The sequence below is a fragment of the Micromonospora sp. DT44 genome (assembly GCF_049841635.1).
Taxonomy (GTDB): domain Bacteria; phylum Actinomycetota; class Actinomycetes; order Mycobacteriales; family Micromonosporaceae; genus Micromonospora.
Window position 1 is genome coordinate 1 of the sequence record NZ_JBNCKS010000040.1, and the last position, 20,672, is coordinate 20,672.

General features: G+C 72.0%; 22 protein-coding genes and 1 pseudogene. 11 read left to right on the plus strand and 12 right to left on the minus strand.

Annotation, left to right across the window (positions count from 1 at the left end):
• Positions 1-73 precede the first annotated feature (73 nt).
• The gene (locus tag ACLQ25_RS22215) at positions 74-1,165 is read right to left on the minus strand and encodes a winged helix DNA-binding domain-containing protein (protein ID WP_425732722.1); all 1,092 of its coding nucleotides are present in this window, start codon (positions 1,163-1,165) and stop codon (positions 74-76) included.
• A gap of 23 nt (positions 1,166-1,188) precedes the next feature.
• Positions 1,189-1,755: a hypothetical protein gene (locus ACLQ25_RS22220; RefSeq protein WP_425732723.1), complete on the minus strand. Its 567-nt coding sequence runs from the start codon at positions 1,753-1,755 to the stop codon at positions 1,189-1,191.
• A 227-nt stretch (positions 1,756-1,982) separates the two neighbouring features.
• On the opposite strand from ACLQ25_RS22220, the gene ACLQ25_RS22225 reads away from it, so the two are divergent.
• Positions 1,983-2,426, plus strand: coding sequence for a DUF5990 family protein (locus ACLQ25_RS22225; RefSeq protein WP_425732724.1), 444 nt, complete (start codon positions 1,983-1,985; stop codon positions 2,424-2,426).
• Between the two features lie 43 nt (positions 2,427-2,469).
• On the opposite strand, the gene ACLQ25_RS22230 is transcribed toward ACLQ25_RS22225, so the two are convergent.
• The 3 genes from ACLQ25_RS22230 to ACLQ25_RS22240 are packed head-to-tail and all read right to left on the minus strand — an operon-like array spanning position 2,470 to position 4,353.
• The gene (locus tag ACLQ25_RS22230; RefSeq protein ID WP_425732785.1) at positions 2,470-2,844 is read right to left on the minus strand and encodes a carbonic anhydrase; all 375 of its coding nucleotides are present in this window, start codon (positions 2,842-2,844) and stop codon (positions 2,470-2,472) included.
• A complete protein-coding gene (locus tag ACLQ25_RS22235) occupies positions 2,841-3,659 on the minus strand; it encodes an alpha/beta fold hydrolase (protein ID WP_425732725.1) in 819 nt (272 codons plus the stop codon). The genes ACLQ25_RS22230 and ACLQ25_RS22235 overlap by 4 nt, the downstream gene beginning before the upstream one ends.
• 28 nt (positions 3,660-3,687) lie before the next feature.
• Positions 3,688-4,353 carry a DUF4097 family beta strand repeat-containing protein gene (locus ACLQ25_RS22240; protein ID WP_425732726.1) on the minus strand — a complete coding sequence of 222 codons (666 nt, stop codon included), beginning with the start codon at positions 4,351-4,353 and terminating at the stop codon, positions 3,688-3,690.
• Positions 4,354-4,585: 232 nt separating this feature from the next.
• Here ACLQ25_RS22240 and ACLQ25_RS22245 point away from each other — a divergent pair, with 232 nt between their 5' ends.
• Entirely contained in the window at positions 4,586-5,302 is a 717-nt protein-coding gene (locus tag ACLQ25_RS22245) for a helix-turn-helix domain-containing protein (protein WP_425732727.1), read from the plus strand.
• Here the strand turns inward: ACLQ25_RS22245 and ACLQ25_RS22250 are convergent.
• Together ACLQ25_RS22250 and ACLQ25_RS22255 are read right to left on the minus strand one after the other, a co-directional pair.
• On the minus strand, positions 5,299-7,341 hold the full coding sequence (locus ACLQ25_RS22250) for a glycogen debranching N-terminal domain-containing protein (RefSeq protein ID WP_425732786.1): 2,043 nt from the start codon (positions 7,339-7,341) through the stop codon (positions 5,299-5,301). The two genes, ACLQ25_RS22245 and ACLQ25_RS22250, sit on opposite strands and share 4 nt — an antisense overlap.
• Before the next feature lie 5 nt (positions 7,342-7,346).
• Positions 7,347-7,721 carry an SCP2 sterol-binding domain-containing protein gene (locus ACLQ25_RS22255; RefSeq protein WP_425732728.1) on the minus strand — a complete coding sequence of 125 codons (375 nt, stop codon included), beginning with the start codon at positions 7,719-7,721 and terminating at the stop codon, positions 7,347-7,349.
• 118 nt (positions 7,722-7,839) lie between these two features.
• On the opposite strand from ACLQ25_RS22255, the gene ACLQ25_RS22260 reads away from it, so the two are divergent.
• Positions 7,840-8,337 (plus strand): DUF6584 family protein, encoded by a 498-nt coding sequence (locus ACLQ25_RS22260; RefSeq protein ID WP_425732729.1) that lies wholly within the window; start codon positions 7,840-7,842, stop codon positions 8,335-8,337.
• Here ACLQ25_RS22260 and ACLQ25_RS22265 read toward each other — a convergent pair.
• Together ACLQ25_RS22265 and ACLQ25_RS22270 are read right to left on the minus strand one after the other, a co-directional pair.
• Positions 8,334-8,462, minus strand: a complete 129-nt coding sequence (locus tag ACLQ25_RS22265; RefSeq protein WP_425732730.1) for a hypothetical protein — start codon at positions 8,460-8,462, stop codon at positions 8,334-8,336. The genes ACLQ25_RS22260 and ACLQ25_RS22265 overlap by 4 nt on opposite strands.
• A gap of 105 nt (positions 8,463-8,567) precedes the next feature.
• Positions 8,568-9,239 (minus strand): hypothetical protein, encoded by a 672-nt coding sequence (locus ACLQ25_RS22270; protein WP_425732731.1) that lies wholly within the window; start codon positions 9,237-9,239, stop codon positions 8,568-8,570.
• 80 nt (positions 9,240-9,319) lie between these two features.
• Between ACLQ25_RS22270 and ACLQ25_RS22275 the strand changes: the two genes are divergently transcribed.
• The 3 genes from ACLQ25_RS22275 (at position 9,320) to ACLQ25_RS22285 (ending at position 12,045) form a co-directional block, all read left to right on the plus strand.
• Entirely contained in the window at positions 9,320-10,270 is a 951-nt protein-coding gene (locus ACLQ25_RS22275; RefSeq protein WP_425732732.1) for an SRPBCC family protein, read from the plus strand.
• Positions 10,271-10,296: 26 nt separating this feature from the next.
• Positions 10,297-11,469: a zinc-dependent alcohol dehydrogenase gene (locus ACLQ25_RS22280; RefSeq protein WP_425732733.1), complete on the plus strand. Its 1,173-nt coding sequence runs from the start codon at positions 10,297-10,299 to the stop codon at positions 11,467-11,469.
• 189 nt (positions 11,470-11,658) lie between these two features.
• Positions 11,659-12,045 carry a DUF2267 domain-containing protein gene (locus ACLQ25_RS22285; RefSeq protein ID WP_425732734.1) on the plus strand — a complete coding sequence of 129 codons (387 nt, stop codon included), beginning with the start codon at positions 11,659-11,661 and terminating at the stop codon, positions 12,043-12,045.
• A gap of 112 nt (positions 12,046-12,157) precedes the next feature.
• Here the strand turns inward: ACLQ25_RS22285 and ACLQ25_RS22290 are convergent.
• Positions 12,158-13,635, minus strand: a pseudogene (locus ACLQ25_RS22290) (glutamate--cysteine ligase).
• 131 nt (positions 13,636-13,766) lie between these two features.
• Here ACLQ25_RS22290 and ACLQ25_RS22295 point away from each other — a divergent pair.
• Positions 13,767-13,997: a DUF3817 domain-containing protein gene (locus ACLQ25_RS22295; protein WP_425732735.1), complete on the plus strand. Its 231-nt coding sequence runs from the start codon at positions 13,767-13,769 to the stop codon at positions 13,995-13,997.
• Between the two features lie 18 nt (positions 13,998-14,015).
• Here the strand turns inward: ACLQ25_RS22295 and ACLQ25_RS22300 are convergent, their stop codons facing one another.
• Entirely contained in the window at positions 14,016-14,564 is a 549-nt protein-coding gene (locus ACLQ25_RS22300; RefSeq protein ID WP_425732787.1) for a hypothetical protein, read from the minus strand.
• A gap of 142 nt (positions 14,565-14,706) precedes the next feature.
• Between ACLQ25_RS22300 and ACLQ25_RS22305 the strand changes: the two genes are divergently transcribed.
• The 3 genes from ACLQ25_RS22305 to ACLQ25_RS22315 are packed head-to-tail and all read left to right on the plus strand — an operon-like array spanning position 14,707 to position 18,762.
• Positions 14,707-15,831 carry a Vms1/Ankzf1 family peptidyl-tRNA hydrolase gene (locus tag ACLQ25_RS22305; RefSeq protein WP_425732736.1) on the plus strand — a complete coding sequence of 375 codons (1,125 nt, stop codon included), beginning with the start codon at positions 14,707-14,709 and terminating at the stop codon, positions 15,829-15,831.
• Positions 15,824-17,578, plus strand: coding sequence for a thiamine pyrophosphate-binding protein (locus ACLQ25_RS22310; protein ID WP_425732737.1), 1,755 nt, complete (start codon positions 15,824-15,826; stop codon positions 17,576-17,578). Before ACLQ25_RS22305 ends, ACLQ25_RS22310 begins: the two co-directional genes overlap by 8 nt.
• A 50-nt stretch (positions 17,579-17,628) precedes the next feature.
• A complete protein-coding gene (locus tag ACLQ25_RS22315; RefSeq protein ID WP_425732738.1) occupies positions 17,629-18,762 on the plus strand; it encodes an iron-containing redox enzyme family protein in 1,134 nt (377 codons plus the stop codon).
• Positions 18,763-18,767: 5 nt separating this feature from the next.
• Here ACLQ25_RS22315 and ACLQ25_RS22320 read toward each other — a convergent pair whose 3' ends face one another.
• Positions 18,768-18,998: a CDGSH iron-sulfur domain-containing protein gene (locus ACLQ25_RS22320; protein ID WP_425732739.1), complete on the minus strand. Its 231-nt coding sequence runs from the start codon at positions 18,996-18,998 to the stop codon at positions 18,768-18,770.
• 185 nt (positions 18,999-19,183) lie between these two features.
• Here ACLQ25_RS22320 and ACLQ25_RS22325 point away from each other — a divergent pair, with 185 nt between their 5' ends.
• Positions 19,184-20,587, plus strand: a complete 1,404-nt coding sequence (locus tag ACLQ25_RS22325; RefSeq protein ID WP_425732788.1) for a hypothetical protein — start codon at positions 19,184-19,186, stop codon at positions 20,585-20,587.
• The last annotated feature ends 85 nt before the right edge of the window (positions 20,588-20,672 follow it).

The window sequence follows — 20,672 nt, forward strand, 5'->3', positions numbered from 1 at the left end:
CGTTGCCTAGACAACGCCGATCATGGACGCCCTCGCGTCTACTTGCGGTCCCACATCCCTTGGAATCGATCATCTAGCTGGCGAAGTCGACGGCGGCGAGCGTGGCGGAGCGGTGCGTGGCGAGGCGTTCGGCCTGCGCGGTGATGGCGTTGCGCGTGCCGGCGGACAGTTGGTGCCAGGGCTGGACCGCGACCGTGAACGTCCTGCCGGACTTGCGCGGACGCCAGGTGCCGACGATCTCGCCGTCGACCAGGACCGCGCCGGGGCGGCCCAGCACCGGCCACAACTCCTTCGCGTGGGCTGCGTCGGGCGCGAGTGTCGCCCGGTCCTTCGCCTGCAGGAACAGGTCGAACGGGCCGAGCAGGCGGGTCCCGCTCACCTCGGCCGACGTCAGCGCCTCCTCGTCGGCGGCCAGCAGCGAGCGCGTCTCGCCGTCGACCGTCACCTCGACCACGTCGTCGGGCCAGCGCGCCTTCACGTCCTTGACGGGCGCGTCGAGATAGTCGGCGACCTGCTTCGGAGTAGCGGGGCCGAGGAGCCGGAGGTACGCGCGGACGAGGTCGAACCGGTCGCCCGGGGCGGACGCCCTGCGGAAGCCGGTGATGCGCCGCAGGACCGGAGGTGAGGTGTCGAGCTGCAACTCCAGACCGGCCCGCGCGGCGGCGAGCCGGAACGGCATCTCGTACAGGTGGGTGGCGTCGCACGGCCGGCAGAACCGCAGGTACGGCTCGGGCAGCATGGTGGCCAGGCGGCCGGAGACGTCGCCCTTGACCGTTGGCGCGGTGACGATCGCCCGCATGCCGGCGGCCACCTCGTCGAGGGCGGCGAGGTTGCCGATGCCGGCCGCTTTCAACGGCTTCGAGGCGTCGTAGATGCGCTTGCCCGCGTCGGCGTCGGAGAACGGCTCGACTGCGGCCACCACCTGTCCGACGTCGCCCCGGCGGTAGAGGTGCGGAGCGCCCCGTACGGTCCAAAGCAGGACCACGTCGGCGTCGGACAGCGCGGTCACATCGACGCCACGGACGGCCAGGGCCCAGCGGGCGCCGTCCGGCCCGGTGTTCTGCACGCCGATGTTCAGGACGGCGGTGTCGGCCAGCGAGCCCTCGTCCCGGTCCAGCTGCTGCGCCCGCACGCGGTAGGCCATCACCTGACGCCGGTCAACCATGACCGAACCCTAGCCGCGAGCGGTCAGTTAGCGGTGAGCGGCACAGCGGGCCCGCCTTGGCGTACGCAGATGGACATGTCCGCGTAGTGCGTGGTGATGAGGGTTGCGTCGCGCCGCGGGTTCTCAACCTCCACCGTCAGGCACCGATCGACCGAGCCCTCACCATTCCAGAACAGGGAATGGATCGTGACGCCACGGCGCCGCCAGTCGTCGATGTCAGCCTGGACTCGTTCGAACCAACCGTCCAGCGTCCGCCCGGAGTACGCGGAGTCGACGAAGCGCACGCTCACCCCGCGCACCAGCGGGCGGATCTCGGCGTCGAAGCCGGCGGTGGGAACGCGGTGGACCAGCAGCACCCCTCCGGGCAGGTCGAGGCTGACCGAGGTGTAGGCGTCTGACCAGTTCCGGGAGGCGTAGTCCTCCACGGTATTGGCGGCGGCCAGCAACTCGTCCTGGCCCTCCCAGTAGGACTGCGCCGGTGCGGGCGTACCGGCGGCGGGCGGCGGCTTTGGCGTCGCCGATGCGGCGGCGCACGCGGCGGGAAGGGCGAGCAATGGTACGGACAGCAGCACGGCCAGGCGTCGACGCATGATCAGAACTCCTCACCGACGGCGGATCACTACTGCGGACACTACGGGACTTAACGACCAATCATCGGTGAGACGCACGCCCACCGGGGTCGGTTCCCTGGTGCCCGCTGTCGCCCGCGCCCGGGGTTGCCCGTCCGGCCGTTCAGAGGTGGTGATGTCGGCATAGCCGAGCGCCGACCATCGGGCGGCGAAAGGGCGGTCGACGCCGAGTAACTAGAGTCGGTGGCGTGCGGATCCGGATCGAGGGCAGCGATCTTCCAGGCCGTCGCGCCGGTGCGGAGGCCGACGCGCTGCGGCTCGGCAACGTACACGTCGGCATCCAGCGCAAGAGCGAGGTGGTCGATCGCGTGCGGGCCGACGCCGACGCTGCGAACTGGAACGTCGAGGTGTCCAGCCGCGAGATCGACGGGCTGCTGGACGTCGGGGGACCGTTCGTGCGCGGGCGCCCCGGAGCGCGGTTTCTGTACCTGAGCTGGGGAGCGCTGACCGATCAGGGGTTCGCGATGTTCCGGCGGGCGAAGCTGATGTTCAGCGACATTCCGGCCGTGCTGCTGCGCGACGCGCACGAGGGTAACGAGCTACTGGTGGGCAGGCTGGGGCTGACGGACGCCGCCGGCGGGCCGGTATGCGCTCGGGTCCACCCACCCGCCGTCACCTGGACGCTGGAATAGCCAGGGCCGCCCGCACCAGGCGGACGACCGGGAAAAGATGCCGTCAGGACACCAGCGAGACCCGTCCGTTGTCCAGGTCGTAGCGGGCGCCCACGACCCGCAGCGCGCCCTGACGCACCTTCTCGGCGATGATCAGGCTGCGCGCCGACAGTGCCCGAACCTGGGCGGCGATGTTGGCGCCTACGGCGTTCTCCACCGGGTCGCCGGGCTGGTTCAACACCGGCTCGACCACGGGGCGGAGGCTGTCGACGATGGTGCCGATGTGTCCGGGAGCGGTGCCGCCGGTGTGGATGGCGTCGATGGTGGCCGTGATCGCGCCGCAGCGTTCGTGCCCGAGGACGATCCTCCACAGTGGTGCGCCGACGCCCCGGCCACCCGGTCGCGCGCGGCGGCCGGGGGACCGGGGTCGGCGTGTCAGCGGCGCTCGTTGTCGAGGGCGGCGACCTCGCGTACGGCCTGGGCGACGGCCGCGAAGTCCTTCTTGAGGATCGCGCCGTGGTTGCTGGCGACCTTCGCGTGGACTCGGATGGTCGGGTTGCGCGCGGTCACCGCGTCGAGGCTCGCGCGGATGCGTTCCTGCTCGTCACCCTTGCTGCCGAGGGAGGTTCCCGAGGCGACCACGTACCGCACCGGAACGGTGATGCCGTCCAGCACCGGACCCAGTTCGCGTTCCCGGGAGAGCCGGCCCAGCTCGATGTTGCTCTCCGCCTGCTGGGCGGCGCTCATGCGCGGGGTCAGGCCGGTCGGCCGCAGTAGCGGCGTGAACCAGCCCATGCGCCGGAACAGCTTGCGGATCCGCTGCTCCATGGCGTCGTCGAGCCAGTCGTGCGGGAACGCGCCGTCGACCAGCACCGCGCCGATGGCGCGGTCCGGGTTGCGGTGGGCCCAGTGGGCGCCGACGACGGCCCCGTACGACCAGCCGACGAGCACCGCCCGCTGGACGCCTCGGGCGGCGAGGACGGCGTCGACGTCCCGGACGGCCGCCGCGAAGGAGTAGTCCGCCGAGCGTCCCGACTTTCTGCCGCGGGCCCGCTCGTCGTAGGTGATGTGCCGCCATCGGGCACCCAGGTCGGTGATGACGTGCCGCCAGTACCCCTGGGTGGCGAACTGGCCGTTGAGGTAGACCACCGGGACGCCCGCGCCGCCGGTGTCGGTGACGGCCAGGGCGGTGTCGTCGACGGGCACCAGGCCGGTCCAGGGCGAACGGGTCGAGGAGGGGTTGTTCGTCGTCATGGTCGTACTCCTTGAAAGGGGTTGGGGTTCAGAGGCTGCGGGCGCTGATGTCGCCGAGCGAGGTGGTGGCGTGGATGTCGAGGTCGGCGCTGCCGTGGTTGGTCAGGGCGTTGCTGATGCGCCCGTGGCCGGTGCCGGCGTCCAGGGCGGCCGAGACGCCGGTGGCGGCGGCGACCGAGATGTCGCCGGACTGGGTACGCAGCACGAGCCGGCCCCGCGTTGCCTGCGCGACGCGGATGTCGCCCCGCGTGGTGCTGATCTCGGCGGGTCCGTTGAGCCGGCCGACCTCGACGGTGCCGTCGATCGCGGTGAGGCGCACGCTCGCCGCCTCGTCGATCTTGATGTGGCGGTACGCGCCGTCCATGGCGACGTCGCCGAGGCGTCCGACGCCGCGCAGCTCGGCGCTGGCGGCCCTGACCTCGACGCGGGAGTCGGCGGGCAGTTGGACGGTGACCTCCACCGAGCCGGTGGGGCCCAGGAGCTGGTTGGCGGGGGACGCGGTCGTAACCCGCAGGACGCCGTCGGCGTACGCGATGGTGGTCTGTTCGGCGGCCCGGGTGTCGCGGCCGCGGCCGGCGTCGGCCGGACGGACCTCGACGGTGGTGTCGGCGCGGTCGGCGGCGATGAACTGGACGCGCCCGGCGGGGATGTTCAGGACGGCGGCGATGGGGGCGGGGGTGGCGAAGCTCTGCACGGCGTTCTCCGATGCTCTCTCCGGTGTTTCTGATATCGGAAACGCTACGTTGCTTTCTATGTAGAGGCAACAGCTTTGTTGCGTAGATAGTTAGTAACAGCAGCTCAGGCCACTGCAAACGTTGCAACCGCTTTGCCGATAAAGCAACGCGCACCACTTCCACCATTGCAATCGACTGGCGGTGAACGCTATGGTGGCAGTGCCGTTGAGGACGACCACCGAGGAGATCACCGTGCCGGGAGGCAGGCTCACCCAGCAGGACCGCCAGCAGATCGCGGCCGGGCTGGCCGACAGCCTCCCGTACGCCGAGATCGCCCGACGCCTCGACCGTCCGACCTCGACGATCACGCGCGAGGTGCTGCGCAACGGTGGCCCGAACGCCTACCGCGCCGAGCTGGCCCACCGCGCCACCGAACGCCGCGCCCGCCGCCGCGTGCCGTCCGCCACCCGGACTGCCGAGGTGACCCCGCAGCCGCACGGCCGTGACGCCGAGGCCGTCGCCGAGTACGAGGAGGCGTTCACCACCGTCCTCATGGCGACGGGCCTGAACAAGATGGGGTCACGGGTACTGACCTGCCTGTTCGCCACCGACGCGGGCAGCCTCACCGCGGCGGAGCTGGCCCAGCGTCTGCACGTCAGCCCGGCGTCCATCTCCAAGGCGATCAGCTTCCTGGAGAGTCAGAGTCTCGTTCGCCGGGAGCGCGACGAGCGCCGCCGCGACCGCTACGTCATCGACAACGAACTCTTCTACCAGGCGACGATCGCCAGCGCCCGCGCCAACGACCAACTCATCGCGACCGCACGTGAGGGCGTCGCCGTCCTCGGCCCAGGCACCCCCGCCGCGGCCCGCCTGGAGAACATCGCCCGCTTCCTCGACTTCATCAGCGAGAGCATCACCCGCGCCGCCGAACAGGCCCGCGCCGTCCTGCACGTCCGGACCGGAGATTAGTTGCGGTCCGGGCGGTGCCGGGCGTACGCGTCGACGCGCCCCCAGCGTCCGGGAATGTCCAGCAGCGCGATCCGGTCGAAGGCGGACGGCAGCGCGGGATTCACGGCCAGGTGTTCCTCGTGCGGGTCGAGGCCCAGCAGGGTACGCAGCAGCAGCATCGGCGCACCGCTGGACCACGCCTGCGGGCTGCCGGCGGTGGGATACCGGACCGGGTACCGGGTGGTGCTGCGGTCGAAGCCCCCGAACGCCTCGGGCAACCGCCCCTGGAAGTAGGTCGCGGCCGACAGGATGCCCTCGGCGATGCGGCCCGCCTCGCTGAGGAACCCGTAACGGCGCAGGCCCCACGCGATGAACGAGTTGTCGAACGGCCAGACGGTGCCGTTGTGGTAGCCGAGCGGGTTGTAGCGGCTCTGCCCGGAGGCGAAGGTCCGCACGCCCCAGCCGGAGAACAGCGCCGGACCCATCAGGTGCTCGACGACCCGCGCGGCCCGGTCGGGCGCCACGATGCCACTCCACAGCAGGTGGCCGATGTTCGAGGAGAGGCTGTCCACGGGAGTGCCGTCGTGGTCGAGCGCGAGGGCGTAGTAGCCGCGGTCCTCGATCCAGAAGTCCCGGTTGAAGCGCTCGTACAACGCCGCCGCCTCGCGTTCCAGCCGCTCGGCGTAGTTCGGGTCGCCCCAGAACGTACGCGCGAGTCGCGCCCCGCGAAGCTTGGCGTCGTAGGCGTACCCCTGGACCTCACAGGTCGCCCTCGGGAACCCCGGCAACCGGCCGTCGGCGTAGGAGATGCTGTCCCAGGAGTCCTTCCAACACTGGTTGTCCAGGCCGGTGGCCTGGTTGCGCCGCTGGTACCAGACGTAGCCGGTCGACGTCAGGTCCGCGTACGCGTCGATCCAGGCCAGGGCCGCGCGAGCCTCCTGCTCCAACTCCATCACCAAGCCGGTGTCGCCGCTCCACCGCTCGTACTCGTCGAGCAGCACCACGAACAGGGGCGACGCGTCGACGGTGCCGTAGTAGGGGGAGTGCGGCTGCTCCTCGAACGCGGCCGACTCCCCGTAGCGCAGCTCGTGCAGGATCCGGCCGGGATCCTCCTCCAGCACGTCGTCGGTCCGGGCGCCCTGAAGCGAGGCGAGGATCCGCAGTGTCGGCGGGGTCAGCGTTGGCGTGACGGGCAGGGTCTGTAGGCAGGTCAGCAGGCTGTCGCGGCCGAACAGGGTCATGAACCAGGGGAGCCCGGCCGCGGGTACGGCGGCTCCGCCGAGCGACAGCGGCGCGAACCGCAGCGCCGCGAGGTCCACCAGGCTGCGGTGGTAGACCTGTTGGAGGGTGGCGCTCTCGGTGTCCAGCGTCGGGGCCTGCGCCACCCACTCGCGCACGCTGTCCGGCAGCGTCGACTCATCCGGGCGCTGGGCCCGCAGTGCGGCGCGCAGGTCGACGCCGTCCGGTCGCAGCGCCCGCATGACCACCCGCAACCGGGTGTCCCACTGTTCCCCGGGCCGTAGTCGCACCGCGTACCGCAGGCCGCGCGCGTCGACGGTGGCCGACTCGCTCGTCGACACGACGACCTCGCGCCGGTACGTCCCACGCCGATAGCCCACCCGCAGCTCGTTCGGCTCGACGTCGGTGTAGTAGCTGCCCGCCTTGTCCTGGATGTCGAACTTGATCTCGAAGATGTCGGCGAAGTCGGCCTCCACCTCCAGCCGTACGTCGAGGTCGACCACGCTCTGGCCGTAGTTGAAAATCGTCAGCGTCTCGGTCAGGTCCGGGCCGATGCGTCGCCGCCGGATCGCGGACACGTCCGCCTCCACGTAGTCGACGGCCCCGCCCGGCACCACGAAGAACGTGACCTCGTAGTACTGGCTGTCGTCCACCGACAGGGCGGCCAACCGCTCGCCGTTGACGGTGAGCACCCAGCGGGACAGGAAGCGCGTGTCGGCGGCGAACAGCCCCACCGGCGTGGCGGGCGAGGACTCCACGTCGCCACTGGCGTCCGACACGATGAAGGTGTTGCCGTCGATGCACGACACCGTGCCCGGGATGTCCCTCACGGCGCACTGGTCGCCGTCGGCTGGTCGGGTCCCGCACCACCATCGGCCGCACGGGGAAACAGTCGCCCGATGCGCAACGCCAGGGCGAGGTCGCCGTCGACCAGGATCTCGCCGCGCTCGATCGCCGCCAGCCCGTTCACCTCGCCGCGCGCCATCGCCTCCGCCACCTGTGCCGGCACCCTGATGACGGTGTTGGCCGGGTCTCCGCTCTGCGACACCTGTAGCTTGCCGTGGTCGATGACCAGGAGCCACTGCTCCAGGTCGTCCCCGTCGGCGATGTCGAAGCGCACGCTTCCGCACACCTTGCTGAACCGCGGATCCTGGCAAGCGGCGGCCAGCCGCGAGAAGAAGTCGCTGGTCGCCGTCGTCATCCCACCTCCCCGGCCCGGAAAAGAGCGGATGACGGCTACCCGCTGCGGCCCGTTGCTAACGCCCGTCCGACGGAAATGAACTGTCGGCGTGGCAGGCGTACCGCTCAGAATGTCGGCCGTGGCGAAAAAGCAGGTGCTGGCGAAGGTGGCGGCGGATCTGGAGCGCGGGCACGTGCACCCGGCGATGCAACGCCTGGCGAGCCTCACGGCCGCGTACCCCGACGACCTGGAGCTGCGGGCGCGGCGTGCCGCGCTCTACCGGCAGGTGGGCAACGTGGCCGAGGCCGGGCGGTGGGGCTTCCTCGGCGAGGACACCGACGCGCGGGAGGTCGCCGCGTTCGAGCGCGCCTACGGGAGCCCTTGGCGACGTCTGCGGGCGTTGCGGGTGACCGCCGACCCCAGCGGCAGACTCGGGCCGGCGGCGGACGCGCGCTTCGCCCTGCTGCTGGAGCAGGCCGGCCGGGACGGGCCCGTCACCTGGACCGATGACGGGCCACGTCCCGGGCCGAGTTCGTGGCGGGACGGGTTGGGCTGCCTGGTGGCGGCGGTGATCGGCGCGGTGCTGGTGACGCTGTGCGTGGTCGGCCTGGTCACCGTGCTCCGGTGGGTGTTCTAGCCGAAGTCGAAGTCGACCACGACCGGCGCGTGCCGGACCCGCAGGGGAGTCGCGGCGTCGAAGCCGGCGGCGTCGCGGTGCCACACCGGCGGGGCGTACGAGCAGTCGCAGCGCAGCTTCACCACTCCGACGACCGTGCCGGGCGGATCGAGCCGGATGTCGGGCGCGCTGGCGCGGCGGCCTCCACGACGAGCAACGCGACGGTGGTGGTGGTGGTGGTGGTCGGCTGATCAGCGTTTCGTTCCGGACATGCCGCCCGGTGCGGCATGGGTGGCAAGCCAGGTCGGCGGCAAGGTGAGGGTGTGGAACCACTCGCGCGGCACCTGATCGAAATACGGTCCCCTGAGGACCGGCTTTCCCCCGCCAAACCGGTCGGCGGCCGCGGCGGCTCGCCTGACGCTGAAGCGCCAGCCGCCCGTTGCCCGGGAGCTGATGATTCTGCCACCTCGGGCGATACCGACGTTATTGTTCACGTTTGGTCGGGTGCTGGTCGTCCAGATGCTGCCCTTGAAGTAGACGATGAAGTCGATCTGGGGCCATGGTTCGCGCATCGCGGGTCGGCCGTACTCGTCCGGGCCCAGATAGACGCCCTGATCGTCGATGGCGAAGAGCAACTCCTGCCGGACCGCGTGGCGGACGCGGCCCTGCATCAGGGCGAGGATGGTCGCCTCGAACCCAAGCCCGACGATGAAGAACACGTAGCGCTCGGACAGGTCCTGTAGGCCGATCACCATGCCCGCCATCGGCAGAGTGCTGTACAGCGCCAGCGTGAGCCCGGTCAGGATGCGGCTCTGCCGAACCTCGTATGCCCCATCCATTTTCATGACTACAGGATAGCGGCGATCATCAACAAGGCCGTGATCGGTGTTCTCCCGCAATTCGGGCGCATGGGGCGTATTCACCGCATAGCGTCACGGTGGCGGCTCACGGCCGCCCGCGCCGGTGGCCGCCGGCGCTCGCGCCGACCGAAGGGGACCGGCTCATGGACCGGGTCGACAACATGCTCCTGCCGGAGCTGGACGGCCCGGTGCCGACCGCGGCGACGCGGGCGCTGGGTCTGCTGAGCCTGGCCCTGGGTGTGGGCGCACTGGCCGCGCCCCGGACCCTGGCCCGCCTGACCGGCGTCGACGACTCACCCGCCGCGCAGGCCGTGATCCCCGCCGTCGGAACGCGGGAGGTGATCCACGCCGTCGGTCTGCTCACCGGCCGCCGCCCGGCCGGTTGGGCGTGGACCCGGGTCGCTGGTGACGCCATGGACCTGACCCTGCTGGGCCGGGCCATGGTCGACCGGCGGGGTGAGCGACGCCGCCGCCTGGCCCTGACCACGGCCGCGATCGCCGGCATCACCGCCCTGGACGTCGCCACCGCGATCGCCGCCGGTCGTGCCCGCCGGGCCCGGGAGCGGATGATCCGGATGGAGATCGCGGTGACGGTCAACCGGTCACCCGCCGAGGCGTACCGGTTCTGGCGTGACCTGGAGAACCTGCCCCGGTTCATGGCGCACCTGGAGTCGGTACGCGCCGACGACCTGCGCCTCTCGCACTGGGTCGCCCGTGGACCGGCCGGTCGCCGCGTCGAGTGGGACGCCGAGATCATCGACGATCAGCCGAACAGGTCGATCACCTGGCGGTCGCTGCCCGGCAGCCGGGTGGCGAACGCCGGTCGGGTCGCGTTCGTACCCGCTCCGGGCGACCGCGGCACCGAGGTCCGGGTGCAACTGCGCTACGCGCCACCGGCGGGCGCGCTCGGCCGAGCCGTGGCGAAGCTCTTCGGCGAGGAGCCCGAGCAGCAGGTCCGTGACGACCTGCGCCGGTTCAAGCAGGTGCTGGAGGCCGGCGAGGTGGTCCGCTCCGACGGCAGCCCGAACGGCATCTCCGTACGCCAGCAGGCGGTGCAGCGACCCGCGCAGCCGCTGCCGACGTCCCGTCGCTGACCACCGGAATCCGAAGGGACCGCGAGATGAAGGCCACCGCCTGGATGGGCACCGACAGCGTCAAGGTGATCGACGTACCCGATCCGACGATCATGAACGCCCGGGACGCCATCGTGCGGGTCAGCACCACCGCGATCTGCGGCTCGGACCTGCACCTCTACCACGGCTACATCCCCGCGATGCGCAAGGGCGACATCCTCGGCCACGAGTTCATGGGGGAGGTGGTGGAGGTCGGGCCGCAGGTCCGCAACCTCAAGCCCGGCGATCGGGTGGTGGTGCCGTTCCCGATCGCCTGCGGGCACTGCTCCTCCTGTCAGCGCGGCCTCTACTCGGTGTGCGAGAACTCCAACCCCAACGCGGGCATCGCCGAGAAGGTCATGGGCCACTCACCGGCCGGTATCTTCGGCTACTCCCACCTGCTCGGCGGGTACGCGGGCGGCCAGGCCGAGTACGCGCGGGTGCCGTTCGCCGACGTCGGCCCGCTCAAGGTGCCCGACGAGATCCCCGACGACCAGGCCGTCCTGCTCGCCGACGTCTTTCCGACCGGCTACATGGGCGCCGAGATGTGCGACATCAAGCCCGGGCAGGTCATCGCGATCTGGGGCGCGGGACCGGTGGGGCTGCTCGCCGCGGCCAGCGCCCGGCTGCTCGGCGCGGAACGGGTGATCGTCATCGACCGGTTCCCCTACCGGCTGCGGCTCGCCGCCGAGCACGCCGACGCCGAGACGATCAACTACGAGGACGTCGACGTGCTGGACACCCTCAACGAGATGACCGCCGGTCGGGGCCCCGACGCGTGCATCGACGCCGTCGGTCTGGAGGGCCACCACGGCAACTCCGCCATGTACGCGTACGACCGGGCCAAACAGGCCACGCGGACCGAGACGGAACGGCCATTCGCATTGCGGGAGGCGATCCTGGCCTGCCGATCCGGGGGAGTGGTGTCGGTCATCGGCGCGTACGGCGGCTTCGTCGACAAGTTCCCGATGGGCGCGTTCATGAACCGTTCACTAATCATGCGGACCGGCCAGTGTCACGTGCAGCGGTACACGCGGCCGCTGTTGGAGCGCATCCAGCGCGGCGAGATCGACCCGAGCTTCATCGTGAGCCACCGCATGCCGCTGCGCGACGCCCCCAAGGGCTACAAGATCTTCCAGAAGAAGCAGGACGACTGCACCAAGGTGCTCCTCAAGGTCTGACCGCCCCAGCTCCCGCGATCTTGCACTTTCTGCGGCGACACAAGGGGCATACCGCCCCATGTCGACAACTGAAACCGCAAGATCGGCGGGAGGGGGCGCGGCGCGTTTGTGGTCCGTGGGCTCGGGAACGCCGTCCGTTCGTCCGTTAGCCGGCCTGCGCGCCGGTCCAGGAGGCGGAGGGAGCGGGTCATGGAGTACGAGCAGATGATCGCGACCGTACGACAGCGCGGAGGGCTCGGGGAGAACGAGGCCGTGCGCTCGGTGCAGGCCGTCCTGTCGGTGCTCGGCGAGCGCCTCGCCGGACAGGAGGCCGACAACCTGGCGGCACAGTTGCCCGATCGGCTGAACGCGTCCGTCACCCGCAACCCCCAGGGGCGCCGGTGGGACGTCGGCGACTTCCTGAAGCACGTCGGCAACCGGGAGCAGGTCGCGAACGCGGACCAGGTACGCGAGCACGCCCGGGTCGTGCTGACCACCGTCGCCGACGCGCTCGACGACGACGACCGTAACGACCTGCTGGCCCAGCTGCCGGGCGGCATCACCGACCTGTTCGGCGTACCCACGCCACGCGGCTGAGCGTCGGGGCGCACGGGCGCGGACCCCGGCTGCCACGGTCAGGGTCCCCGCCGCCGCCACCGTCGTGCGACGACCGGGCCGACGGCCGACGGTCGCTGAGAACGAGCGATCGTCAGGGAATCGGCCACTCGTGCACCGGCCGGTTGCTGTGCATCAGCTCCACGTAGTGCCGCACCACCTCGCGCAGCGCCTCCGGCCGGTCCAGGTGATCGGTGGACTCCAACCGGTGCAGCGTCGCCACCTGCCAGGTCGCGCCGTTGCGGCTGGTCAGGCAGCGCTGCTCGATGACGCCCAGCAGGCGGTCCCGCTCGGTCGGGTCGAGGCCCCACCGGTCCAGGCCGTGGTGCGCCAACGGCAGCAGCCGGCGCAGCACCAGCTCGGTGACCGGCAGGTAGCCGAGGCCGGGCCAGAAGACCTGCGCGTCGATGCCGTGCCGGGCACAACTGGTGAAGTTCTCCTCGGCGGCGCTGAACGACATCTGTGACCACAGGGGCCGGTCCGACTCGGCCAGGGCGCGGACCAGTCCGAAGTAGAAGGCCCCGTTGGCGATGGTGTCCAGCACGGTCGGCCCGGCCGGCAGCACCCGGTTCTCCACGCGCAGGTGCGGCCGGCCGCGCGACACGTCGTACACCGGACGGTTCCAGCGGTAGATCGTGCCGTTGTGCAGCCGCAGCTCGGCGAGGTTCGGCACCTCGCCGGCCGCCAGGGTCTGCGCCGGGTCCTGTGGGTCGCACACCGGCAGCAGCGCCGGGAAGTAGCGGACGTTCTCCTCGAACAGGTCGAAGACGCTGGTGATCCAGCGTTCGCCGAACCAGACTCTGGGGCGTACCCCCTGGGCTTTGATCTCTTCCGGCCGGGTGTCGGTGGCCTGCTGGAACAGCGGGATGCGGGTCTCACGCCACAGCTCCCGACCGAACAGCAGCGGCGAGTTCGCCCCGAGCGCCACCTGGATGCCGGCGACCACCTGGGCGGCGTTCCAGTAGTCGGCGAACTGTGCCGGGCTGACCTGGAGGTGGAACTGGGTGCTCGTGCAGGCCGCCTCCGGGGTGATCGTGTCGGCGGTGACCGCCAGACGCTCCACGCCGGAGATGGCGATCGGCAGGTCCTCGCCCCGCGCCGCGAAGATCTGCTCGTTGAGCAGCTTGTAGCGCGGGTTGGCCGACAGTGTCTCGGCGGTGAGGTGCTCGGGACGCTACGTCGGCAGGATGCCGATCATGACCATGTGCGCGCCGACCGTGCGGGCCTTCTCCTCGGCGGCGTTGAGGCTGGCCCGCACGTCCTCCCGAAGTCGAGGGTCCCGGTGCCGGTCAGCCGGCGCGGTGGCACGTTGATCTCGATGTTGAACTGGCCCAGCTCCGTCTGGAAGCTCGGATCCTCGATGGCCGCCAACACGTCGGCGTTGCGCATGGCCGGATTCGACGCCTCGTCCACGAGGTTCAGCTCGATCTCCAGCCCCGTCATCGGCCGGTCGATGTCGAACCGCGACTCCCGCAGCATTTCGGCGAAGACATCCAGGCAGTTCCGCACCTTTTCGCGGTAGCGGGCCCGATCCTCCCGACTGAAGGTCCGTACGCCGACATCCTCGCCCATGGTCACCGCCCTGTCACCGCTGGTTCCCTCTAACCTCGCACGTGCCCGTGCGAGCGGGGAAGACCCGAGGGTTCTTTCCTACCCAGTGGCCGGCCCCGTGACCCCTGTCGCACGCTGTGTGGTCGGCGAGGGTGCGAACAACCGGCACCGCCAGTCCGATCCACGGCGGCCTGTTCATCGCGTACGGGTTGCTGGTGCTCGCGGTGGCGCGGCTGCGCCGCTGGAGCCTGCCGGTGACCGTCGTGGCGCGGGCGGGTGCCGTGCCGCCGTTCGCCACCCTGATCTTCGAACGCTGGGCGCACCGCCGGGGCATGCTCGGCAGCGACCGGCAGCCGGTCCGCGAGCCCGCCCCGGTCGGCTGACCGTCCCCGGCCGAGCGCTCAGGTCAGCGCGGAACAGGCCACGACGCCGGCCAACAGCAGAGCGCCGATCATCGCCTGCAACAGCAGCGGCGGGCCCAGGTGTGACCAGAGGGTCGCGGTACGCGGGGTGAGCAACTGCCCGGTGGTCAGGTTGACGATCTTCTCGATCCGCGGCGGTAGCTCCGGATCGCGCTGCGGGCGCAGGGTGAGCTGCACCTGGTCGGCCGGGTGCAGGGCGCTCTGCGGCAGGTGCCCGTGCAGTTCGACCTCGCAGAGCTGACCGGCGGTGTTCCGCAGGCGGACCGGGGTGACCAGGTACTCCGGGCCCTGCTTCAGCTCCTTCCAGCGCCGGCGGGCGCCGCCGCCGCCGAAGGAGAACAGCGCGCGCAGCAGCAGGGCCGGCAGCCGGGCGAACGCGGCTGCGGCGAGCACCGCGACCAGCACCGGTTGGCCGACGCGGATCTCGCGGGTGTAGCCGTCCAGCAGGCGTACCAGCCGTCCCGTGACGATCCGCTCCGTCGGGTGCACGATCCGCCGGGTATCGAGTCCGCTGTCCATGTCCACCACCGAGAGTCCGCTTGTGTTCACTGATCGTATCGATGTCCTCGGTTGAACGACGTGAATGAAACCTGGTCACGGGCTCACGCCCGCGAGGTGACATCCCGGGCGACGGGGGTAAGCGGGCGGTCGAGCTGGAAAGGGGTCGAGCATGCAGCTGTCCTTCCTGCGCCCGCTCTACGACCGACCCGGGCCGTGGTGCTCGGTATACCTGGATGCCTCCGCGGACACCGAGGACGCCGCCCCGGCGCTGGACCTGCGCTGGCGCGCGCTGGAACGCCGCCTCGCCGAACAGGGGGCGGACGAGGCGAGCGTCGCCGCGCTGGACCGGGTGATCCGGGGTCACGATCCGATGGTCGGGGACTACGGCCTGGCGGTCTTCGCCAGCCACGGTCGGGTGGTGCTCTCCGAGTACCTGTCCGCGCCGCCACTGCGCGACCTGGCGAGTTTCGGGCCGTTGCCGCACGTCATGCCGCTGCTCGCCCAGCGCGGCGAACAGGTGGCGTGGGTCCGGGTGGTGGCCGACCGTACCGGGGGCGACGCCGTCGCGGTCAGCGCGGGCGGAGTGCCCCGACGGGCGCACGTCGCCGGCCGGGAAAGCTTCCCGCTGCGTCGGGTCCAGCCCGGCGGCTGGTCGCAGTCGCGCTACCAGCGGGCCGCCATGGAGGCGTGGCACCAGAACGCCGGGGACGTCACCGCCGCGACCGTGGAGCTCGCCGACCGCGTCGGCGCGGACGTCGTGGTGGTGGCCGGTGACGTCCGCGCCACCGGAATGATCGCCGCGCAGATGCCGCCGCGCTGGCAGGACCTGGTCGTCCGCACCGACGCGGGCTCCCGGGCCGGCGGCGCCGACCAGAGCATGCTGGACGACCTCACGGTGCAGACCATCGCCGAGGTCGCCGACCAGCGGATCACCGCCGCGCTGGACAAGTTCGGCGTGCAGGAGGACGTTGGCGCGGGACTCGACGCGGTCGTGTCGGCCCTGCAACGCAACCAGGTCGACACGATGATCATCGTCGACGACCCGTCGGCCAACGGCGAGCTGTGGATCGGCCCCGAGCCAACCGAGATCGCCGTGGACCCGGCCCAGTTGAGCGCGATGTCGGTCGGCGACCCGCAGCGGGTCCGCGCCGACGCGGCGCTGGTCCGGGCACTGGTGGGCACCGACGCGGCGTTGACGGTGCTCGGCGCGGACGAGGCGCCGCAGCTCACCGACGGCGTCGGCGCGGTCCTGCGCTACGTCGACGAAGGCACCCCGGGACGCGGCAATGGCTGAGCGCCGGGTCGCGGACCTGGTGGTCGAGCGGATGCGCGCCTGGCGGGTACCGCGCGCCTTCGGCTACCCCGGAGCGGCGATCGCCCCGCTGGTCGAGGCCCTGGAGGACGCCGGGGGCGACCCGGCGTTCATCCCGGCCCGACACGAGGAGACCGCCTCGTTCATGGCCACCGGCCACGCCAAGTTCACCGGCGGCATCGGGGTCTGCCTGGCCACCCAGGGACCGAGCGCGGTGCAACTGCTCAACGGCCTGTACGACGCCAAGCTCGACAGCAAGCCGGTCGTGGCGATCGTCGGTGAGGACGTCACCGGGCCGCTGGGCGGCGCGCACCAGCAGATCGGGTTGAGCCGGCTCTTCGGCGACGTGTGCAACCAGTTCGTCCGGTACGGCCGCAGCCCCGCGTCCGTACCCGCGCTGCTGGACCAGGCGTTCCGCACCGCGGCGGCGACGCGGAGCCCGACGTGTGTGGTGCTGCCCCGGTATCTGCAGGAGGCCCTGGTGCCGGACCTGGGGACGCACGCGGCGGGCGTGATCACGGCGACCCCCGGTGAGCCGCTGGCCCGGGTGCTGCCGCACGTGGTGGACCTCGACGCCGCCGCGCAGGTGCTCGGCAACGGCCAGCGCACCGCGATCCTGGTGGGCCAGGGTGGCCGGGGCGCCGCCGCCGAGATCGTCGAGCTGGCCGACCGCCTCGGCGCCGGGGTGGCGACGTCCCTGCTGGGCAAGCCGATCCTGGACGAGCGCCTGCCCTTTCACGCCGGGGTGCTCGGAGAGGTCGGCACACCGGCTGCGGCCGAGCTGATGGGCGGTTGTGACACGCTGCTGCTGGTCGGCACGAACGACCCGTGGACCGACTACTTCCCGATGCCCGACCAGGCCCGCACGGTGCAGATCGACATCGACGGCACCCGCATCGGCAGCCGCTACCCGGCCGACGTCCCGCTGGTCGGTGACGCCACCGAGACGCTGCGGGCACTGCTGGAGCGGGTGCCCGCCCGGCCGCACCAACAGTGGCGCGCGACGGTGGAGAGCTCCGTCGACCGCTGGCGCGCGACCGCCACCGACCGGGCCGCCGCGCCGGCCGAACCGATCAACCCGCAGCTCGTGCTCCAGGAACTGTCCACGCGGGTGCCGCACCGTGGGTCGGTGGCGGTCGACGTCGGCTCGGTCCTCTACTGGTACGCCCGGCACCTCGTCCTGCCGCCCGGGGTGAACGCGCAACTCTGCGGCACCCTCGGTTCGATGGGCTGCGCCCTGCCGTACGCGGTGGCCGCCAAGCTCGCGGCCCCGGACGCGCCGGTGGTCGCGCTGCTCGGCGACGGGGCCATGCAACTCAACGGCCTCGCCGAGCTGATCACGGTGTCGCACCACTGGCAGGACTGGGCCGACCCACGGTTGGTGGTGCTCGTGCTCAACAACCGCGACCACAACGGCATGGGCGGCGGACGGGAATCGTCCGGGGACCCGATGGGCCGCCGCCCCGACGTCCCGTACGCCGGCTGGGCCCGGCTGCTCGGGTTGCACGGCGTCCGGGTGGACCGTCCGGAGTTGGTCGGCGCGGCCTGGGACGAGGCGCTCGCCGCGGACCGACCCTGCGTGCTGGAGGCCGTGGTCGACGCGACGGTCCCGTTGGCGCCCCCGGAACCGGCCTTCGCCGACCTTCGTGGCCTGTACGACGAGGGGGAACCGGCCCGGCGCGTCCGCGAGCAGGTGGAGCAGGCCGTGGCCGTCGAGGATCTCGTTTAGGCGCACCTCACCAGGGCATCAGTAGCGGCCCAACGACCCTGGAGGTCCCCATGCCGGATCCCGCCGACCGCCGCTACGGTCCCGCGCCTCTGCCGCAGCCGCGCGGCCCGCTGTCGGCGGCGGTGACCGACGCGCTGCGCCGCGCGCCGTACGACCTGCCGGCGGACCTCGGCGTCGACCTCGACCCTGCGGACCTCGGCGTCGACCTCGACCCGGCGGACCCGCTGACCGACGAGGATCTGCAACTGACCCTGTTCCTCTGCTACGAGCTGCACTACCGGGGCTGGCAGGGCGTCGACGAGGGCTGGGAGTGGCAGCCCACCCTGCTGGCTCTGCGGGCCCGCGCCGAACGCCCCTTCGAGGCGGCGCTGCGCCGACTGGCCGACGTACCGGCGGTGCCGGCGGACGGCGTCGCGGCCGGGCTGGCCGAGCTGGTCGCGGCCGACGACGGGCCGTCGCTGGCCGTCGCGCTCCAACGGCGTGCCGACCTCACCCAGTTCCGCGAGTTCGTCGCCCACCGCTCGGTCTACCACTTGCGCGAGGCGGACCCGCACAGCTGGGCGTTGCCGCGCCTCGGCGGCCCCGCCAAGGCCGCCCTCGTGGAGATCCAGACCGACGAGTACGGCAACGGGCGGTTGGACCGGATGCACGCCGAGCTGTTCCGGCGCACCCTCGAACGGCTGGGCCTGGACACCGGCTACGGGACCCACCTGGACGTGGTGCCCGCCGTGACCCTGGCGACCAACAACCTGATGTCCCTGTTCGGGCTGCACCGACGGCTGCGCGGGGCGCTGCTCGGGCACCTGGCGGCGTTCGAGATGACCTCGTCCCTGCCGAACCGCCGCTACGGCAACGGGCTGCGCCGCCTCGGTTTCGACGAGGTGGCGACCCGCTTCTACGACGAGCACGTGGAGGCGGACGCGGTGCACGAGCAGATCGCCGCGCACGACCTGTGTGGCGGCCTGGTCCGGACCGAGCCGGCGCTCGCCCCGGACGTGCTCTTCGGCGCGGCGGCGGCGCTCGCGGTGGACCGGCTCTTCGCGGCGCACCTGCTGGACAGTTGGGCGGCCGGCCGCAGTTCGCTGCGGTCACCCGCCCCGCCGACCCCGCCGCCGACCGTCCCGCTCGTCGGCGTGGGTCCGATGTCCGCGACGACCCCGCCGGGGTCGATCGCGCTGGTCTGATCTGCTCAGCCCTCGCGGGTGGTGCCCGCCCGGAAGCTGATCGCCTTGTGGGTGCCGTCGCAGAACGGCTTGAGCGCCGACTTGCCGCAGCGGCACAGCGCCACCGTGCCCCGGCGGGCGTCGATCCGCTCGCCGTCCGGGGTCACCAGCGCGAAGTCGCCGCGGACGAGCAGTGGACCGTCCTCGTACGGGGTGATCGTGGCGGCGGCGGGCTCGCTGGTGTCGTCGGTGCGCATGGGCCCCGATGTGCCCGCACCAGCCCCGGTGAAACCTGCGCGGCCGATCGTCGGTGATGACCGGCGCAACCCGCTGACCAGCGGATTGTGACCGCCGGGTGGGTGATGCCCCGTTTGAACCCCATCGGGACGGGAAGCCGGGCCGCGTGGTGAGCGAACGAGGCAAGGTGGGGCCGGTGCACAAGATGCACAAGGGGCTCACGGCTGATGGCGCCGGCCTGGCCGGCGACCGGGTCGTGGCCCAGGGCAGCGCCGCCCGGGTGCTGGTCGCCGCCACCGCCCGGGCGCTGCGGGGCGCGGACTGCGCCGACCTCGGGCACACCGGGCCGATCTCGCGGTTTCCGACGGCGCCCGAGCCGGTACGCCGGGCTGCGGCGACCCGGGCCGCCGGGCGGGTCGCCCTCACCGTCGACCAGGTCGGTGAGGTGGACGCGGCCCGGGTGGCACGCTGGTTCGTCGAACAGTACCCGCGCGGCAGTTACCCGGGGGTACTCATCGGGTCGCCGCACGGCGCGGCCGCCCACCTGGCGGTCGCTCTCGGCGTGCCGTGGCTGCCCGCCGGCTTCGAGATGACCGTGCACTGGAGCGACGGGGCCGTTGACCGTCCCGGGGAGGCGCTGGCGCACGGGGGCGCCCTCGCCGAGCGGCTGGTCGGCGGCAACCCCGACGTGCACCTGCGTCAGGTGCACTGCCCGGCCAGCCGGGGAACCCTCACCGGCGTCACCGTGTCGCTGGCCGCCCGCTGGCGGTCACTGCCGGCCGCGTACGCGCAGTTCCTGACCGACCGGCTGAGCGCCGACGCCCCGGTGCTGCTGGTGCGGGACGCGCGCACGTGGCCGGTGCTGGAACGCGGGCCTGGACACAGCTTCCAGGTCGGCTGCCCGGCGAGCGGACTGGACCCGGTGGACTTCCACCCCGACAGCCACGCCCTGCGGCAGGTCCTGCGGGCGGTGGGCGGCGACGCCGCCCGGTGGGCGCCGCCGGAGGTGTCGGTGCCGTCGGGCGACGCCGAGTACGGCATGGACCCCGGATTCGAGCTCGCCGCACGGGACCTCGCGGGCCGTCACGGGCGACCGCTGCATCGGGTGCTGGTGCCCCGGCCGGGAGCGTTGAGCGCCGCTGTGGCCGACCTCTACCGGCGCTGGTTGCGGGCCGCCGGCAAGACCGGTGACCGGTTGGTGGTGGAATGCGGTCGGCTGCTCGATCCGTGGCAGGTGGTGCGGGCGGGGCTGGTGCCGTACTGGTGTGAGAACGCCACCCGCCGCAGCGTGGACGAGGCCGAGTGGTGGCTGGCCGGCAGCGAGGAGTTCAGCTCCGTGGACGTCCTGCCCGAGCCGCCCGGCATGCGTTCGCCCGCCCTGGCCGGGCTCCCGCAGTGGTTGGCCGTCGCGGGCTTCGGCCGACGACGCCGGGCGCTGGACCGGACCTCCGCGCGGGGCTATCCGGTGACGTCCGTGCCGACGCGCCGGGCCACCGAGGTCATGCGCGCCCAGCCGTACGACCTGCCCGTCCCGCCCCCGCTGGGGGTCGCGGAGGCCCTGTCGGTGCTCCGTGACGCCGGCGGCCACCAGGGGTTGCTCGTCTCCTGAAGGGGAGGACGCCGAAACTTCCTCGCGAACCCGGGGTCCCGTGATTGAGTACCTACGGAGCGGGAACATCGCTGGCTGCGACGAC

Bases quoted from the DNA above. Each gene is read 5' to 3' on its own strand.
- ACLQ25_RS22215 (WP_425732722.1), bottom strand. From the start codon at position 1,165: ATGGTTGACCGGCGTCAGGTGATGGCCTACCGCGTGCGGGCGCAGCAG.
- ACLQ25_RS22220 (WP_425732723.1), bottom strand. From the start codon at position 1,755: ATGCGTCGACGCCTGGCCGTGCTGCTGTCCGTACCATTGCTCGCCCTT.
- ACLQ25_RS22235 (WP_425732725.1), bottom strand. From the start codon at position 3,659: ATGACGACGAACAACCCCTCCTCGACCCGTTCGCCCTGGACCGGCCTG.
- ACLQ25_RS22255 (WP_425732728.1), bottom strand. From the start codon at position 7,721: ATGACGACGGCGACCAGCGACTTCTTCTCGCGGCTGGCCGCCGCTTGC.
- ACLQ25_RS22275 (WP_425732732.1), top strand. From the start codon at position 9,320: ATGGACCGGGTCGACAACATGCTCCTGCCGGAGCTGGACGGCCCGGTG.
- ACLQ25_RS22280 (WP_425732733.1), top strand. From the start codon at position 10,297: ATGAAGGCCACCGCCTGGATGGGCACCGACAGCGTCAAGGTGATCGAC.
- ACLQ25_RS22285 (WP_425732734.1), top strand. From the start codon at position 11,659: ATGGAGTACGAGCAGATGATCGCGACCGTACGACAGCGCGGAGGGCTC.
- ACLQ25_RS22305 (WP_425732736.1), top strand. From the start codon at position 14,707: ATGCAGCTGTCCTTCCTGCGCCCGCTCTACGACCGACCCGGGCCGTGG.
- ACLQ25_RS22310 (WP_425732737.1), top strand. From the start codon at position 15,824: ATGGCTGAGCGCCGGGTCGCGGACCTGGTGGTCGAGCGGATGCGCGCC.
- ACLQ25_RS22315 (WP_425732738.1), top strand. From the start codon at position 17,629: ATGCCGGATCCCGCCGACCGCCGCTACGGTCCCGCGCCTCTGCCGCAG.
- ACLQ25_RS22320 (WP_425732739.1), bottom strand. From the start codon at position 18,998: ATGCGCACCGACGACACCAGCGAGCCCGCCGCCGCCACGATCACCCCG.
- ACLQ25_RS22325 (WP_425732788.1), top strand. From the start codon at position 19,184: ATGCACAAGGGGCTCACGGCTGATGGCGCCGGCCTGGCCGGCGACCGG.